Source organism: Veillonella parvula, assembly GCF_018366295.1.
Lineage (GTDB): Bacteria > Bacillota > Negativicutes > Veillonellales > Veillonellaceae > Veillonella > Veillonella parvula_P.
Genome location: NZ_JAGZIJ010000006.1, coordinates 58071 through 72807 on the forward strand (window position 1 = coordinate 58071; position 14737 = coordinate 72807).

At 42.3% G+C, this 14737-nt stretch carries 10 protein-coding genes; 5 read left to right on the plus strand and 5 right to left on the minus strand.

The features are described 5' to 3' along the window. Window positions 1-6: 6 nt before the first annotated feature. The 4 genes from KHY58_RS06555 (at window position 7) to cysK (ending at window position 2856) form a co-directional block, all read left to right on the plus strand. A complete protein-coding gene (locus KHY58_RS06555; protein ID WP_060919048.1) occupies window positions 7-222 on the plus strand; it encodes a hypothetical protein in 216 nt (71 codons plus the stop codon). Window positions 223-409: 187 nt separating this feature from the next. Continuing rightward, complete coding sequence (gene ahpC, locus KHY58_RS06560; RefSeq protein ID WP_004695016.1) at window positions 410-973, plus strand: alkyl hydroperoxide reductase subunit C; 564 nt, start codon at window positions 410-412, stop codon at window positions 971-973. A 482-nt stretch (window positions 974-1455) separates the two neighbouring features. Further along, complete coding sequence (locus KHY58_RS06565; protein WP_004695020.1) at window positions 1456-1905, plus strand: RrF2 family transcriptional regulator; 450 nt, start codon at window positions 1456-1458, stop codon at window positions 1903-1905. A gap of 15 nt (window positions 1906-1920) precedes the next feature. After that, on the plus strand, window positions 1921-2856 hold the full coding sequence (gene cysK / locus KHY58_RS06570) for a cysteine synthase A (protein WP_012864824.1): 936 nt from the start codon (window positions 1921-1923) through the stop codon (window positions 2854-2856). Window positions 2857-3131: 275 nt separating this feature from the next. Here cysK and KHY58_RS06575 read toward each other — a convergent pair whose 3' ends face one another. From KHY58_RS06575 to dapF, 5 genes are all read right to left on the minus strand, one after another. Continuing rightward, window positions 3132-6980 (minus strand): subtype B tannase, encoded by a 3849-nt coding sequence (locus KHY58_RS06575; RefSeq protein ID WP_278472603.1) that lies wholly within the window; start codon window positions 6978-6980, stop codon window positions 3132-3134. Window positions 6981-7427: 447 nt separating this feature from the next. Next, window positions 7428-9422, minus strand: a complete 1995-nt coding sequence (locus tag KHY58_RS06580; protein WP_004695026.1) for a PTS fructose transporter subunit IIABC — start codon at window positions 9420-9422, stop codon at window positions 7428-7430. Between the two features lie 33 nt (window positions 9423-9455). Beyond that, complete coding sequence (gene pfkB / locus KHY58_RS06585; RefSeq protein WP_101928485.1) at window positions 9456-10370, minus strand: 1-phosphofructokinase; 915 nt, start codon at window positions 10368-10370, stop codon at window positions 9456-9458. Between the two features lie 28 nt (window positions 10371-10398). Beyond that, window positions 10399-11796, minus strand: coding sequence for a Na+/H+ antiporter NhaC family protein (locus tag KHY58_RS06590; RefSeq protein WP_270278933.1), 1398 nt, complete (start codon window positions 11794-11796; stop codon window positions 10399-10401). Between the two features lies 1 nt (window position 11797). Further along, entirely contained in the window at window positions 11798-12631 is an 834-nt protein-coding gene (gene dapF, locus KHY58_RS06595; RefSeq protein WP_004695030.1) for a diaminopimelate epimerase, read from the minus strand. A gap of 318 nt (window positions 12632-12949) precedes the next feature. On the opposite strand from dapF, the gene ptsP reads away from it, so the two are divergent. Beyond that, entirely contained in the window at window positions 12950-14677 is a 1728-nt protein-coding gene (gene ptsP / locus KHY58_RS06600) for a phosphoenolpyruvate--protein phosphotransferase (RefSeq protein WP_155085940.1), read from the plus strand. The last annotated feature ends 60 nt before the right edge of the window (window positions 14678-14737 follow it).

Below are 14737 nucleotides of genomic sequence, written 5' to 3' on the forward strand. Positions count from 1 at the left end.
AAAGCGATGGAATCTATTTTATCTATTATAGGTTTATTTATATTAGCTGCACTCAAACTAGAGCAGTTTGTATATGGTAAATCGGGAAAAGAACAATCTACAACTGGTCACATAGCACGGAGAGGGCTTGCTAATATAGCGGGTTTAATAGCTTTTGATCACGCTACTGTGAACAGTAAGTCTGTTGTAGTACGTAAAAAGAAGAAAGATGCTCAGAAATGAGCATTTTTCTTCTTTTTTTGCCTACATCGAAAATGTTGAAAAAATATATCGATAAATTTAAAAATAACGCTTGCAATATTGAATGATATTTGTTATTATATAGACAAAGATAGATATAGATATGGTGTTAAGTACACCAATGTAAATATATTCGTTACATATGGAACTCAAATAAGGAGGACATAACATGTCTATTATTGGTAAACAACTTCCTGAATTTACACTTGATGCTTTCAAAAAACCTGAATTGGTAAAAGTTAGCACTGCAGACGTGTTGGGTAAATGGTCTGTATTCGTATTCTATCCAGCAGACTTCACATTCGTATGCCCTACTGAGTTGGAAGACGTACAAAATTCTTATGCAGAGTTGAAAGAATTGGGTTGCGAAGTTTACTCCGTATCTTGTGACTCCGAATTCGTTCACAAAGCATGGTCTGATGCTTCTCCAAGCATTAATAAAATCGAGTACTACATGTTGGCTGACAAAAAACATGAATTGGCTGATTTCTTCGATGTATTCCAAGAAGAATCTGCTATGGCTTACCGTGGTACATTCGTAGTAGATCCAGAAGGCTTCGTGCGTACAGCAGAAATTCATGATATGGGTATCGGCCGTTCCGCTGAAGAATTAGTTCGCAAAGTACAAGCTGCTCAATTTGTAGCTAAACATGGTGATCAAGTGTGCCCTGCACGTTGGAAACCAGGTAAAGATACTTTGAAACCAGGTCTTGATCTTGTAGGTAAAATCTAATTAAGAAACTTATACTTAAATGCTAGAGTAATCTAGACAACTCCTCAAATGACATAAACACGGGCGCGCATCGTTTTCCTGACGATACGGTAAGTCCCAATACCAGATGAACCCTCTCCAATTCATCATGGTAAACCTCATATAACAAACTACAAACTATACGCAAAAGGACTGGCCTTCGGGCTGGTCCTTTTGTGTTATAAGATTATCCTTACTTCGTTGTGTTGCGAATTAACAAAAGTATTATAACTTGAGCTTTCTACGAGGCAAGTTATTAAGTTAAAATATAGGATAAACTCAATAAATATAGAATGAGTAAATATCCCTTTATAAAAGTAGGAAATAAGTTCTTGCATTTTTATAGTGAGTGGTCTATAATGAAATTAATTCCTATTAATATGAAAGGTTTTATAAATATAATATAAGTACTTTATAATATGGGGTGTGTTTAACACTAACGTTTACAAAGAAAGGCAAAATATATGAGGATTTCCACAAAAGGTCGGTATGCATTGATGGTCCTCATCGATTTGGCAGAGCAAGGTCAAGATAAACCTGTCTCCTTGCGATCTGTGGCAGAACGACAAGGCATATCTGAAAAATACCTAGAAGGTATCGTAGCTCGTTTAGGCGCTGCAAAACTAGTGGATAGTATCCGCGGTAAGTATGGCGGCTATCGCTTATCTAAAAGTCCTAAAGAATATACAATTATTGAAATTTTGCTTGCTACAGAGGAATCTATGGCTATCATCTCTACCCTTGATGAAGGGGTGAGTACTGATACAGTGATCAACGAACGGACTGTTGGTTTCTGGGCAGGATTACAAAACTATATTCATGATTATTTAGAAAACGTAACCCTTCAAGATGTAATCGATGGGACCTATGCTAAACTTGATACAAAATATGATAATTGGGATGGTTCTATTTAATAAGGAGTGACCACTATGTCTAAAATTGCAAAATCTTTTGTTGAATTAATCGGTAAAACACCATTATTAGCTGCTACACGTTTTGGTAAAAAATATGGTGCAAACGCTAATATTTTCGCAAAATTGGAATACTTCAACCCAGGCGGTTCCGTAAAAGACCGTATCGCAGCAGCAATCATTCAAGCTGCAGTTGAATCTGGTGAATTACAACCAGGCGGCACAATCGTAGAAGCTACATCTGGTAATACTGGTATTGGCTTGTCTGCTGTAGGTGCTGCGCTTGGTTATAAAGTTGTAATCGTAATGCCTGAAACGATGTCCATTGAACGCCGTAAATTAATGCTTGGTTATGGCGCGCAACTCGTATTGACTGACGGTTCTCTTGGCATGAAAGGCGCTATTGCAAAAGCTAAGGAAATCGTAACGGCTACAGCCGGTGCTATTGAAGCAGGTCAGTTCGTAAATCAAGCTAATCCAGCAATTCATTACAGAACAACTGGACCTGAAATCTGGCAAGATACTGATGGTACTGTAGATATCTACGTGTCTGGTGTTGGTACAGGCGGTACGTTGACAGGTGCAGGTCGCTACTTGAAAGAACAAAACCCTGATGTACATGTGGTTGCCGTAGAACCAGCAGATTCTCCTGTATTATCTAATGGTAAACCAGGCCCTCATAAAATCCAAGGCTTAGGTGCTGGCTTCATTCCAGATACATTGGATACTAACATTTACGATGAAGTAATCCAAGTTTCTAACGAGGATGCTTTTGCTACATCTCAAGCTTTCGGTCACACAGAAGGCGTATTGGTAGGTATTTCCTCTGGTGCTGCGCTTTGGGCGGCTCAAGAATTGGCAAAACGCCCTGAAAATAAAGGCAAAAATATTGTAGTAATTCTCCCTGATACAGGCGAACGCTACTTATCTACAGCATTGTTCCCTGAAGTTTAATCGCCTATCATGGTGAAAGCATAATAATTGCTTTTACCTGGCTCAAACACATAGATGCCCCCTGTATTTTACAGGGGGCATCCTTTTTTGATTGAATTCTTTTATTATTATAATAGGGTGATGTACTGATTAAATAATGGTGCAGATTATTCATAGTCGGAGAGGGACTTTCACAATAACATTTATAATTGAATACACAAGAAAATTTATAATTGTATATGAAAAAGGAACTACTAGGTAGCTCCTTTAGTATTTTGGTATGTATTTAATTGTGATTATCTACCGTTTTTAACGATATTATCCATCCAGTTGAATAATTCTTCTAAATCGTAGTCACCAGAGTGATCTACATTAAATGGTGTTGCCATATCTACTCTGTACCCAAGGTTTTGAGCACGTGTACCTACGATTAAAGGAATTGCAACAGATGTATTACTGTCGGCTGTGCCATAACGAATACGATAGAATCGTGCATTTGTCGCAGCAGGAGAACCAAGATAGTTCATTGGGTTCATCATAGTAACGATCTTAGCATTTTCTACGTATACATCTTGGTTAGCTGTTGAATCGTGTAATGCAGCAGTAATGGTAAAGTGATTATTATCTGTAGTACTTGTACCAAATAGATTGTTTTCACCTGTATCATTAGCACGAGAGTCAAAGGCACCAGGCGCTTTTGAGCGACTTACAAAGTGGTTATATGCTTCCCAGTTTATGTCTTTGATAGTTCCTGTTTTATTATCTCGTACAAGGTATGTATGCTTGGATAAATCAGTACCTTTAGCTGCTGCTTTATTAGCGGCAGCAACAATAAATTCTTTTACATAATTTTTGAAAGTACCGTTACCGTTCTTGTCAAGTTTTAGTACACGACCTAGAGAGTCACGTAATTGTAAGTTATTTACGTAATCAGGGAAGTGTTCGCTGAGCATTTTAGAGTATGATAGATCGTCTGCATTCAAGTTTACACGTTGCATCGTGCGTTGTGGTGGAGCAGAGTTGCCACCTACATTAGCTTGTGGTAATTCGCCTTGGCCCATAGTTACTTTGTTAAAGGATGTGATACCATTATAGCTCCATTCGTAAGCCATATCAGCCGCATCAAGGTTAGTGATAGGGGCATACGCAGATACTGCGTATACATTAGTTGCCGCTGTAGCTGCACCTAATGCTTGTAAATATGGTTGGAAGTCGGAACTGTTACCAGTTGCACCTTGTAACAAGGATACACCACCGCCTGCACTTGTACCATTTGTGATAATGCGGTTTGCATTACCTGGCATAGCGGAATCGTTAGCGTGTAAGTAGGCTGTAGCCGCTTGTAAGTCAACGATTACTGCCGGGGCCTTACCGATGAAGTTGCCATCGGAAGCTTTATTGGTACGACCACGAGTAGATGGGGAAGCTACTACATAACCACGGGATAATGCGTAAAGAACACTGTTAGGTTTTCCATTTTCCACCTTAGGCGTCATAGCTTGGCTCGGCATGTAACCACCTACTGCATTTGGCATGAAGATAGGGGCTGTTTGGGTATTGTAACCATTGATTGTACCGTTGTTGAAATATTCCTCTGGTACATAAATGTTCATGTATTGCTGATCTATGTCGATTGGATTAGCCACGTAAGGGATATACTCGAAGGCGCGATATTTAATTTCCTTATTATCTACTGTGGTAGACATGGATTCATAATTTTTCGCGTCGAAAGCAAGACTAATCTTTGCAGACGCATCAGCTTGCAATGGGGGGTCAATTGGTTGGGAGAGAATATTTTTCTCTTCTGTAACAGTAGAGCCCTTTGTGGAAGCTTCATTACGAGCGTTTACATAAGATTGCGGTAATTTACTTTCTTGAACCTGTTTAGTCTCTGCGTCAGATTTAGCTTTTGCTTCGGCTTCAGATTGAGCTTTAGCCTTAGCCTCGGCTTCAGCCTGAGCTTTAGCAGCAGCATCTACTTCTGCTTTAGCTTTTGCCTCTGCTTCAGCTTGCGCTTTAGCAGCAGCGTCTGCTTCTGCTTTAGCTTTTGCCTCTGCTTCAGCCCGAGCTTTAGCTGCAGCGTCTGCTTCTGCTTTAGCTTTTGCCTCTGCTTCAGCCTGAGCTTTAGCTGCAGCTGCCGCTTCTTCTTTTGCTAGTTGTTCAGCAGCTAAACGTTCTTGTTCTTCTTGGATCACAGCTTGTCTTGCAAGTTCCGCTTGTTTAGCAGCAATACGTTCTTGCTCCGCTTTTATAGCGGCTTCGCGTTCAGCTTTAGCTTTCTCGGCCGCGATACGCTCTTGTTCAGCTTTTAAAGCTGCTTGCCGTTGAGATTCAGCCTGTTGTGCGGCGATACGTTCTTGTTCTGCTTTAATAGCTGCTTGGCGTTGAGCTTCAGCCTGTTGAGCTGCCATACGTTCTTGTTCTGCTCTAATAACTGCTTGTCGTTCGGCTTCAGCTTTAGCGGCGGCTTCAGCACGTTGGCGAGCTGCTTCTTCAGCCGCTAAGCGTTCTTCTTCAGCCTGTTGAGCGAGGATACGCTCACGTTCAGCTTTTAAAGCTGCTTGGCGTTGAGCTTCAGCCCGTTGAGCGGCAATACGCTCTTGTTCAGCTTTAATAGCTGCTTGGCGTTGCGCTTCGGCTTGCTGAGCGGCGATACGTTCTTGTTCTGCTTTAATAGCGGCTTGCCGTTGCGCCTCAGCTTGTTGAGCGGCGATACGTTCTTGTTCAGCGTTAATAGCTGCTTGGCGTTGAGCTTCAGCCTGTTGAGTGGCAATACGCTCTTGTTCAGCTTTTAAAGCGGCTTGGCGTTCAGCCTCAGCTTGTTGAGCAGCGATACGTTCTTGTTCAGCTTTAATAGCGGCTTGCCGTTGCGCTTCTGCTTGTTGAGCGGCGATACGTTCTTGTTCAGCTTTAATAGCTGCTTGGCGTTGCGCTTCGGCTTGTTGAGCGGCAAGACGTTCTTGTTCCGCTCTAATAGCGGCTTGACGTTGCGCTTCGGCTTGTTGAGCGGCGATACGTTCTTGTTCTGCTTTAATAGCGGCTTGACGTTGCGCTTCGGCTTGTTGAGCGGCGATACGTTCTTGTTCCGCTCTAATAGCCGCTTGACGTTGAGCTTCAGCTTGTTGAGCAGCGATACGCTCTTGTTCCGCCTGTTGCTCAGCAATACGGCGTTGTTCCTCTTGGATACGAATGCGTTCCAGCTCTGCCGCTTGACGACGTTCTTCTGCAATACGCGCTTGCTCAGCTTGTTGGGCCGCAATACGTTCCTGCTCAGCACGTAAAGCCGCTTGGCGTTGAGCCTCTGCTTGTTGAGCTACCACACGTTCTTGTTCCGCCTGCAAAGCTGCTTGCCGTTGGGCTTCTGCTTGTTGTTGTGATTGTAGTGCGGCTTGCCGTTGTGCTTCAGCTTGCTTTTGAGCAAGTTGTTGTTGATCAGCTTGTGATAAATTTTCTTGTTGGGATGCTTCTTCAGCGGCTAGTTGAGCTAGACGCTCACGCTCAGCTCGTTGAATATCTCGAATCGTAAGCCTCTGTTTTGCTACTACGGCTTTTGTTACTGTAGTATTTGATACAGTTAATGGAGCTATGGATTCTTGTTGAATAACAACAGGCGTACGCTCTACTTGTGTAGTTTGTACTTGTTGCTTACCATCCACTGGTTTCTCTACAGTAACAGGTTCAGTTTTTCGTTGTACATTTATCAAACTGTGCATTGCTAATGTAGGCTCCATGACAGTTTTTGTATCTTTATTGACAACATACTGAGGTTGAGTTTGAACCTGTTGTTGAGATTGCATTGGTACTACTTGTTGCGGTACTGATTGCAATGGTGTAACTTGTTGAGTTTGTACAGGGCTAACCGTTGCTGGTTGCATCACGTAGGATGGTTGAGGTTGTGCCATCGGTGGTGTTTGTTGTTGTACAACGGTGGCCGGTTGTGGTGTAGCTGGTAAGACTGGCTGAGTTGCAATTGGTTTCACGACTGGAGTTGCTACACTTGTAGGACTCTGTGTCGTTGATTCAGCACTGGTACTCGTACCTACTAAATCATTCATGTTAAGTGTAGGCTCTGCATGGGCAACACCACCCAATGCAGCTGCAGCAAGAAATGCAGCAGTGACCTTACAATTTTTGGATGATTTCATGAATTAGCTCTCCGAACTAGATTTCTAATAATAGTTTATAATTTTAAAGTTTATTAATATTTATATAGTTTAACATAAATCGATGTGATTGTACAATTTTGAGGACTTGCTTCCACTTTTGAAAGTAGTCTAGATTATAAAATATAAAATAATATTAATTATTTTTGAATATCAGAAAAGGACTAGATCACGTATACTTCTGAATTGTTGTTCCAAAATTGTGTCCAATTTTAGGTCAGTTCAGAATACGTATATTCTAGTCCTTTTACTATATCTACTGGTGTGACACCAGCTTTCACCATCGATAAGAGTCATTAATCAATTAGTCGCTAAATGTTAACTATTAGTTACTAACTGCTAATCGTCGAAACTCATCATAAACAATCAACAATTATCAGCCATCAATCAATCATATATAAGCTATAATTGATGGTTAATTTTAATGATTTATTTTGTGATACTATTTTTTAAGCTTGGCTTTACAAGTGCTAAGATAAAGCAAGCCACAACGGAACCGATTGCGATGGACGCAAGGTATAGTAGTGGATTACCAATTGTTGGTACTACAAAAATGCCGCCGTGTGGAGCGCGTAGTGTGCATTCGAAGAACATGGATAACGCACCGGCTGTACCAGCACCGATAATACAAGCTGGTAATACGCGAACTGGATCGGCTGCTGCAAATGGGATGGCACCTTCTGTGATGAAGGAAAGGCCCATGATGTAGTTTGTGATACCAGATTTACGTTCAGCCTCTGTGAAGCGGCTAGGGAAGAATGTAGTACAAAGAGCGATTGCCAATGGAGGAACCATACCGCCTGCCATGACAGCCGCCATAATACCGTATTCGCCAGTTGCAAGAGCACCAGTACCGATAACATAAGCCGCTTTGTTTACAGGGCCGCCCATGTCAACGGACATCATAGCACCAAAGATAAGACCTAACAATACGCGGCTCGTTGTGCCCATGGATTGCAAGGAGTCCATCAACCAGTGGTTAAGTGCGGATACAGGAGGATTGATGATAAAGGTAATGGCGATACCAATGAATAATACGCCAAGCACAGGGTAGAAGAGAACCGGTTTTGTACCTTCTAAGGCTTGAGGTAAACCAGATACTAATTTCTTAACTAATAATACCAAATAACCTGCTGCGAAACCGGCAATCAATGCACCTAGGAAACCAGAGCCACCTTGGTTAGCTAATAAGCCTCCAACAAAACCAGCTACAAGACCTGGACGGTCCGCAATACTCATAGCGATGTAACCCGCTAATACGGGTAACATGAAGCCAAAGGAAGCGCCACCGATTTGCATTAAGAAAGCTGCAAGAGGTGTACCGGAACCAAAGTTTTTAGGATTTGCTGGGTCGAATACATCGAATAAAAAGGCAAGGGCAATTAAGATACCGCCACCGATAACGAATGGCAACATGTGGGAGACACCATTCATCAAATGTTTGTAGATTTGACGACCAAAGTTATCTGCCGCATCGAATGCAGCCACTGCACCATTTTTGTCAGATGGGGAAGCATGGTATACAGGTGCTGTACCAGCCATAGCTTCACGCAATAACTCTTCCGCTTTATTGATGCCGTTCGCAACCTTAGTTTGAATCATAGGTTTGCCATCAAAGCGTGCCATCTCTACTTGACGGTCAGAAGCTACGATAATGCATTTAGCGTGCTCGATTTCTTCTGCTGTAAGAGCGTCTTTAACACCAGATGCACCATTCTTTTCTACTTTTAAAGAAACACCCATTTCTTTAGCTTTGCGTTCTAAAGATTCAGCCGCCATATAGGTATGTGCAATGCCTGTAGGGCAGCCAGTAACAGCAAGTACATCATAATGCGGGTTATCTACAGAAATCTTAGGTGCTACCTTTTCAATTGCTTCTGTAGCCTTTGCTTCGATAGCATCGGTAATGCTGGTTGCTTTTTGATCCTCTGCTGGTTTGATATATCCTTCTACGGATGGGTCAAAGTTTCCTTCTTCTTTAGCTGTAATGAGCTCTAAGAATCGATCAACAGTAGCCGCTTGAATTAGGGCTTCTTTGAAGTCTGGGTCAATCACCATAGTTGCTAGTTTGCTCAATACCTCAACATGAGTGTCAGCGGCGCCTTCTGGAGCCGCAATCATGAAGAATAGGCGAGAAGGTTGACCATCTAATGCTTCAAAGTCTACCCCATTAGGTACAACCATAGCGGCGAGGCCTGGTTCTTTTACTCCTGCAGATTTAGCATGTGGTGTGGCAATACCGTCGCCAAGGCCTGTAGAACCAGACTCTTCACGAGCGAAGACAGCTTTTAAATATTCTGCCTTGTCTGTCAAATAGCCTCCTTTGTCCATCAATTCACCTAAGGTGTAAATGGCGTCAGCTTTTGTGACAGGATCTGCATTCAGTAGGATAGATTGAGGTTTTAATAGATCAGTGATTTTCATATGTGTACTCCTTGATGCACATAAAATATAAAACTATTTAACTCGTACTTGTGAAAGCAGTGTTTCTACTTCTTCAAGGGTTGCGAGGTTTTCAGAGTAAGCGGAGGCAGAGCCACTGGAGATACCCCAATAGAGCGCCTCTTGTAAGTCACCCGTCTTTTCATAGCCCGTAATAAAGCCGGCTACCATGGAGTCGCCAGCACCTACGGAATTCACGAGAGTTCCTTTAGGGGCAGGACTGGTATATACAGTGCCGTCAGCGGACACCAAAATAGCACCATCACCAGCCATGGAGATGAGCACGTGTTGTGCGCCTTTCTCTTGCAATGTTTTTGCTGCTTCTACAAGCTGATCTTTTGTAGATAAAGTGCGCCCAAAGATTTCACTAAGCTCGTGATTATTTGGCTTAATTAAAAATGGTTTATAAGGCAAGACTTTTGTGAGTAGATCCTTTGTAGCATCGACTACGATGCGAATATTTTTATGTTGTAAGCGCTCCATAATGAGTTCGTACATATCGCTTGGTAGGCTAGAAGGAATGCTGCCAGCAAGGATTAAGGTGTCCTTTTCGGTCAACGCATCAAGCTGTTTGTATAGAGCTTCTAATTCGTCGGTACCGATGATTGGGCCGCGGCCATTAATCTCTGTTTCCTCATCAGAGGCTTTTACCTTAACATTGATGCGGGTTAATCCTTCGCGAAGCCGGATGAAATCTTCTTTCACGCCGAATTTCTTGAGTTGTGTTACGATTTCTTCGCCTGTAAACCCTGCGATGAAGCCGAGTGCTGTCGTATCCATGCCAAGATTGTTGAGCACGATAGATACGTTGATACCTTTGCCACCACCGAGAACGTATTCTTGGATGGTGCGATTAATAGTACCCGTCTTGAGGTGATCAAGGCGCACGATATAATCGAGAGCTGGATTAAAGGTAATGGTATAAATCATACAATTTCCCCTTTTGAGATAATACTAATTAGCGTATGATTGGTTGATCTTGCTTCCGTAATCGTAACCAATAGATGAGTGGTACTAGATATAGGAAGAAGGCAAATGGTACATAACCTGTTGAACTTGTACCCATCATGACAATGGGCACGTAGGCAGCGATATTCCATGGTTGTAATGGAGCGATGAGAATGCCACTATTTTCAAAGTCTAGCATTACATCTTCGTCTTGAATACCTTGCTGTGCGTAGGTAATACGCATAATAGAGTGCGTCATAACTACCGCAATAGCTTGGCTGCATCCAACCGCACCTGTTAAGAAAGCAAGACCTACATTGGCAGCAAATACATCGCTCCGTGTTTTAGCTCGCTCTAACAGTTGTCGTATATCGTTCCAGAAGCCAACCCCTTCGAGCATGCCTGAAATGGCAGTAGCCATAAAAATTGAAAGGGTAGGGATAAACATCGTTTGTAGACCGCCGCCATGAATGATATTAGCTAGTGGATTATAGTGCGGTAGTTCAAAGCCTGTTAAGGTATACCATCCCAACTCTGAGAGGCTCGCATCCTGATTGGTATAGGCTAGAATGGCCGCCGCTAATGCACTGAGTCCGATAGGCCAACGGATAGATACTTTCAAAGGCAATAGACCAATGACGATGATGACTGGAATCCATAATGTCCAATCGATATTGAAAATAAAGTGAATTGTATCGGATAGTAAACTATTTTCGTAATTGAGTGGGTACCACTGAGATAGTAATAGATACAACACTGTAGAGATGATGAGTGCTGGAATACCATCTTTAAACATAATGGGAATATTCGTCGATACCTTTGTATGGGTCAAGGCCGCTACAAGAGATGCACTAGAGGATAGTGGACCGTTTCGATCACCAAAGTAAGCACCTGCAATAATGGCACCAACTACGATATTTTCTGGAATACTTCCAGCTCTTGCCATGGTGATGAGTACGATGCCTATCGTTCCTACAGTGCCCAGTGCAGTACCTAACAGCATACTCACTATGGCTGTTATTAAAAAGGCACAGACGATAAAGATGGATGGATCAATTAAATCGATACCTGTGGCGATAATCATAGGAATAACGCCTGCTGCTTGCCACATGGCGATGAGCCAACCGATGAGAAGGAAGATTTGCATCACTATGATGGATGTTTTCGCACCTGTCCAAGATAGGTTTAATAATTCTTTTAGGGCATATCCTTTGCGGTAGAACACGTAGGCCATGATGCTCCATACGACAATCAAGGCATAACCAATAGCGATGCTATTGGCTACGGCTATGAGGATGACGAGAATGGATGCAAGTAGTCCCAAAAGGGGCTCTATATTCCGTGGTATGAGTGTGCGACCCTGTTGGTACCTTAGGAACGCATTTAATATAAGTTGTAACCACTTCATTTTAATCGATAGGAAGTTCTGTTTCGAAGACTTCCTCAGCCGGGCCTGTCATGAGCACCGTGCCATCCTCCAAGTATGAAATATGCAATGTTCCTAAATAGAGTTCCACATCTACTTCGCGGCCTGTTAAGCCCTTTTCAAAGGACATAGCGGCAGAGGCACAAGATCCTGTTCCACAAGCTAAAGTAGCGCCAGCGCCGCGTTCCCATGTGCGCACCTTGATGTGTTTGTCGTTTACCACTTCAATGTAGTTTACATTGGTGTTGGCAGGGAAGGCATCGTGCTTTTCAAGGATAGGGCCTTGTGTTGTAACAGGGGCTTTTGTAATGTCGTCGATGAATACCTCCGTATGAGGCACACCGAGCAATACAGAACTCACTGTTACGGTTTCACCGTTTACATTGAGGTCTACGTCGATAACCTTATCCATGTTTACATTCATAGGAATGTCTTGGGCCTTAAAAAATGGTTTGCCCATGTCTACAGTAACTTGTGTGACTATACCGTTTTCGATAGTCAATGTAGGCTTCATTACGCCAGCTAAGGTTTCAATGGTGAAAGTCTCCTTCGTTGTTTCACCGTGTTCATAAGCGTATTTGGCAAAGCAACGGATGGCATTACCGCACATTTCTGCTTCACTACCATCGGAGTTGATGATGCGCATGCGCACATCACAGGTTTCGGAAGGAACTAGGATAGCAAGACCATCAGCACCAATACCCGTGCGACGATCGCAAAGGCGGATGGCGAGGTCTGTGTAGTCTTTAGACGTCCCTTGTGGGTCGGCAAAGAGGATGAAGTCATTGCCGAGACCATGCATTTTCGTTAATTTCATAAAGTCTCCTATCAATAAGTAAGACTTTCACCATGAAGCCCGTGAAAGTCTCATATGTTTATTATTATATATTCTATATTATAATATTATATCATAAATAGGTCCTAAGCATGGCATGGAATCGTATAAATTTATAGCAAAATAAAGGGAAAATAAGGAAAGCTTACAACGTTTATTGAGAGTTATAGTAAAACAAAAAATGCCCCATATGGGACGGTTATTTAAGGGAGTATAGGTATTTGGATTACTTTATTGTTTAACAGAGAAATGATAAAATAAAGAGTAATGTAGTTAATCGTAATAGAAAGAGGAACACATATGCGAATTCAAGGGATTTCTGGATCTCGTGGCGTTGCAGTAGGCAATGTATATAGATATATTCAAGAGGAAATTGTCATTCCTGATTACAATGTAACGGAAGACAAGGTAGAAGAAGAAATTGGCAAGTTTGCAACTGCTATGGCATCTACCTTAAAACAATTGGATACTATTCGTAAAAAAGCGTTGGATGAAATGGGGCCAGAAGAGGCGGCTATTTTTGAAGCGCATATGCAAATTGCTCAAGACCCATCCTTATCTGACGGAATTAAATCCCTTGTTGAGTCTAGCCATATGAATGTGGTAGCGGCTACGGCTCAAACAATTGAAACCTTTGCCAATATCTTTCTCGGCATGGAAGACGCCTATATGCGTGAACGAGGCGCAGATATTAAGGATATCGGTGATCGTTTGATGCGTAATATGTTAGGCATGAACCCTCGCGGTTTATCACATATTTCTGGCGAGGTTATCTTGGTGGCTCATGATTTGGCACCATCTGATACGGCATCCCTTGATAAAGCGGTAGTAAAAGGTATCGTTACGGCAGCAGGTGGCCCTACATCTCATGCGGCTATTATGGCTCGCACCTTAGAGATTCCTGCAGTTATGGGCGTTGGTGATATTGAAAGCTTTGCAGATGGCGATAAGGCAGTCGTTCTTGGTACGGATGGTATCGTGGAAATCAATCCATCTGATGCGGATTGGACGGAGTATACAAATCAAGCGTTGGCGTTCCAAGAAGAGTTAAAACGGTTACGCGAATCCGCTAATCTTGAAGCTACTACCATTGATGGTCATCATGTAGAACTATTCGGCAACATTGGTAAGGCGAAGGATGCTAAACATGCGCTCACTATGGGCGCACAAGGTATTGGTTTGTATCGTACAGAATTCCTTTACATGGAAAATGACGAATTGCCTGCAGAAGAAATACAATTCGAAGAGTATAAAAAGGTAGCCCAAGATATGAAGGGGCAGCCTGTTATTATCCGTACCATGGACATCGGTGGAGACAAGGAATTGAAATGCCTTGATTTACCAAGTGAAATGAATCCATTCCTAGGATATCGCGCTATTCGTATATCCTTAAATCGTCCAGACATCTTTAAGGTACAATTGCGTGCCTTATTACGAGCTAGTGCGTTTGGTGATATTCACATCATGTATCCTATGATTGCTTCCGTTGAGGAAGTGAAGCAAGCGAATGCTATGCTTAGTGAATGTAAGGAGGAACTGGAGGCTGAGGGTAAGGATTTCAACAAGGATATCAAGGTTGGCATCATGATCGAAGTACCAGCGGCAGCTGTTATATCTCCAATTCTTGCTAAATATGTAGACTTCTTTAGTATCGGTACGAATGATCTTTGCCAATACACATTGGCAGTAGACCGTATGAACGAAGCAATTGGTAGCTTGTATCAACCATTGCATCCAGGTGTGTTACGTCTTATTAAGCACGTCATTGATGCTAGTCATGAACAAGGTAAATTTACAGGCATGTGTGGTGAGCTTGCTAGTGATCCTGTGGCGACCATGATTCTATTAGGTCTTGGCCTCGACGAATTCTCCATGACTGCTTCTTCGATTCCTCTTATTAAAAATATCTTGCGTTCTGTTTCCAAAGCAGAATGTGAAGAGGTGGCAAATAAAGCACTTACTATGGACACAGCAGAAGAAATTACAGAATACGCTAAATCTGTATTAGCTGAAAAAGGTTTACTATAATCCAGTTTTGCCTTAAATAGAATCATTATATAGCAAATAAGATGTAATATACTTGAATTG